Genomic DNA, 3,773 nt, shown 5'->3' on the forward strand with positions numbered 1-3,773 from the left:
CCACGCACCTGGGGGATTGAACTCGCGGCTACGGTGCGATGAGAAGGAATCGTTTCATGTATCGATACGAACGTCACACCACGTCCGCGAGGCACACCTGTGCGTGTACCTCGACGTTCGCCGCGCAATCCGCTGATTCGAGGTCGCAATGCTGAAGCCAGCCCAGGTTCTGATTCTGATTCTGTGCGCGGCAGTGCCGCCGCTGGCTGTCCCGCATGGCGAAGTTGGGCACGTGCACGGCTCCGGTCCGCCGTCGGGCGCGTCGGCGTCGCAGACAGTCACCGGGCCGAAGTTTCAGAAGCAGGTGCTCGACGAACACTTCTGGAGCGAAGGTGTCGCCAGCGGCGATATCAACCGCGACGGCAAGAACGACATCATCGCCGGACCTTTCTGGTACGCCGGTCCGGATTTCCAGACCAGGCACGAGTTCTATCCCGCCAGCGAATCCTTCACGCGCTCGCGCGCGGACGGCGCCACCGAGCAGGTGCCGGGATTCGAAGGCGCTCTGGGACAGAAGAACGCGTATTCGGACAACTTCTTCACCTTCGTGGGTGATTTCAACGGCGATGAGTGGCCGGACATCCTGGTGTTCGGCGCTCCCGGCAAGCAGGCGGTGTGGTTCGAGAATCCCGGCAAGCAATCGCGTCCCTGGACGCGGCACGTGGCGCTCGAGCGTATCGACAACGAGTCGCCGGCGTTCGTGGATGTGGACCGCGATGGCAAGGAGGAGATCGTCGCGGTGTCGGGCGGCTACCTGGGCTACGCCAAGCCGGCGGCCGATCCAACCCGCCCGTGGATGTTTCATCGCATCTCCGGCAACGAGGCTCGGGATGGGTACACGCATGGCCTGGGTGTCGGCGACGTGAACGGCGATGGTCGCGTGGATGTGCTCGAAGCCGGCGGCTGGTGGGAGCAGCCGGCCTCGCTCGGGGGCGACGAGGTATGGCGCCGGCATGCGCTGGAGTTGGGCAAGGGCGCGCAGTATCACGTCTACGATGTGAACGGCGATGGCCGCAACGATATCGTCGGCAGCCTCGACGCGCGCGGCTACGGACTGGCGTGGTGGGAACAACGCAAGGCCGGCGGCGGCATCTCGTTCAAGCGACATCTCATTCTCCAACCGGCTCCGCAAAAGAAAGGAGTGCAGTTCTCGCAGTTGCACGCCGTGCAACTCGCGGACATCGACGGCGACGGCTTGAAGGACATCGTCACCGGCAAGCGATTCTGGGCGCACGGACCGAAGGGGGATCCGGAACCGACCGCGCCCGCCGTGCTGTACTGGTTCAAGCTGCAACGTGACGGCGGCCGAGTCACGTTCGTTCCCCATCTGATCGACGACGACTCCGGCGTCGGCACGCAGCTCACCGTGGCGGACGTAAACACGGACGGATTTCTCGATGTGGTGGTCGCGAACAAGAAAGGCGTGTTCGTCCACAAGCAGAAGTTCGGCGGTTTGTTTCCGAAAGATGCGGCGCGCGCCATGTCGCTGCCGCTGGGATTCGAGGCCGTCACGTTCGCCGCCGAGCCCGATGTCAAGCAGCCCATCGCGTTCACCATCGACGATCGCGGCCGGTTGTGGGTGGTCGAGGCATACACCTATCCGGTGCGCCGTCCGGAAGGACAAGGGGTGGATCGCATCCTGGTCTTCGAGGACAGCAATGGCGACGGCAAGTTCGACAAACGCACCGTGTTCATGAGCGGGCTGAACCTGGTGAGCGGCATCGAAGTGGGCTTCGGCGGCGTATGGATCGGCGCCGCACCTTACCTCTTATATGTGCCAATGAAGGATGGCGACGAGCCGCGGCCGGCGGGCGAGCCGCAAATCCTGCTGGATGGCTGGGGGCACCAGGACACGCACGAGACGTTGAACACGTTCATGTGGGGGCCGGACGGTTGGTTGTATGGCTCGCATGGCGTGTTCACCAACAGCAACGTGGGCAAGCCAGGCACGCCCGAGGCGCAGCGGCAGAAGATCAACGCCGGCGTGTGGCGCTATCACCCGACCAAGCACCGTTTCGAAGTGTTCGCCCATGGCACGAGCAATCCGTGGGGCATGGACTTCACCTCGCAGGGCCAGCTGATTGCCGAGGCGTGCGTGATTCCGCACCTGTGGCACTTCGCTCAGGAAGGCCGCTACCAGGTGCAGCAAGCGTCGCCAGTGAATCTCGGGCATTTCAATCGGCACACTTATGCGGATATCCAGACCATCGCGGATCACGTGCATTACACCGGCTCGGACCCTCACGGCGGCAACAATATCAGCGATGCCGAAGGCGGAGGACATGCGCACGCCGGGTTGATGATCTATCAGGGTGGCAGCTGGCCGGAGGAGTATCGCGGGCACGCATACATCAACAACATCCACGGCGCGCGCATCAACGTGGATGCGCTGACCGCCAAGGGCAGCAGCTTCATCGGCAGCCACCGGCCCGATTTCATTCGCTTCAATGATCCCTGGTCGCAGATCGTGAATCTGCAATACGACCAGGATGGCTCGGTCTACATGATCGACTGGTACGACCAGGAACAGTGCCATGTGAACAACCCGGACGTGGTCGACAGGGGCAATGGCCGCATCTTCAAGGTCATCTATCGCAACACGCCCGCGACGCGCATCGACATGCAGCGCAAGTCGGATGAGCAGTTGCTCGCCGATGTGACGGATCGACGTGAGTGGCGTTCCCGACATGCGCGTCGCGTGCTGCAAGAACGCGCAGCGCGAGGCGCACTCACGCCTCGAGTGAAACAGTATCTGCGCGGTGCGCTCGGACTCGGCGAAGCAGTGCCGACACTGCCAGGCGACCGTCATTACGCCGCTGACAGTCTCGACGCGAAACTGCGATTGCTGTGGGCGTTGCATGTGGTCGATGGCTTGAGCGAAGCCGACGCGCTACGTCTCACGTCCAGCGGCGAGGAGTACATTCGCGCCTGGGCGATCCAGCTCGCGACGGAGGACGGCCGCCACGCCGACGCCGCGATGACTGTATTTGCAAAACTGGCGGCCACCGATTCCTCGCCCGTGGTCCGTCGATATCTCGCCACGGCGGCGTTGCGCAGCCCGCCGGAGAAGCGATGGGATCTGCTGCAAGCGTTGCATGCGCGCGGCGAGGATGCGAACGATCCGGTGGTGCCATTGCTCAACTGGTATGGACTCGAGCCGCTGATCGGCCTCGATCTGCAGCGCTCGCTGGCCATCGGACTGGCATCGAAGATGCCCCGCACGCTGGAGTTCGTCAGTCGGCGTGCCACCGGCGAGAATACTTCGCAGTCCCTGCTCGCGCTGACGCGAGCACTGGCCACTGTGCAGGACGAACCTCGGCAGCTGGCGATTCTTTCCGGCATGCACGCGGGATTGCAGGGACAGCGCAACGTGGTCATGCCGCAGGGTTGGCTCGCCCTGGAACAAACATTCGCTCGTTCCGCGAAACCGGAGATTCGCAACGAGGCGTTGGCGGTGTCTCTCGTGTTCGGCACACCGTCATCGCTCTCGGTGGCGCGGGGGATCGTGGCGAACACCCAGGAGAACATCGCGGCTCGTCGTGCGGCGCTGACGGCGCTGCTGAATGTACGCGACGCTCGACTTCAGCCGTTGCTGCCGCTGCTGCTGAAAGAGACCGAGTTGCGGCGTGATGCGATTCGGGCATCGGCATCGTTCAATGATCCGCAGACGCCGGATCGCCTGCTGGCCTTGTATCCTTCGTTGCCGGCTGTGGAGAAACGCGAAGTGCTGACGACGCTGGCGTCGCGTGCCGTCTTTGCCAAGTCGCTCGTGG

1 protein-coding gene is annotated in these 3,773 nt (G+C 63.5%); it reads left to right on the forward strand.

What is annotated here, in order from left to right:
• Positions 1 to 148: 148 nt before the first annotated feature.
• A partial coding sequence (locus JNL55_RS25730; RefSeq protein ID WP_293861131.1) for a PVC-type heme-binding CxxCH protein occupies positions 149 to 3,773 on the forward strand: 3,625 nt, incomplete at its 3' end.

The organism is Steroidobacter sp. (assembly GCF_016790065.1).
GTDB lineage: Bacteria > Pseudomonadota > Gammaproteobacteria > Steroidobacterales > Steroidobacteraceae > Steroidobacter.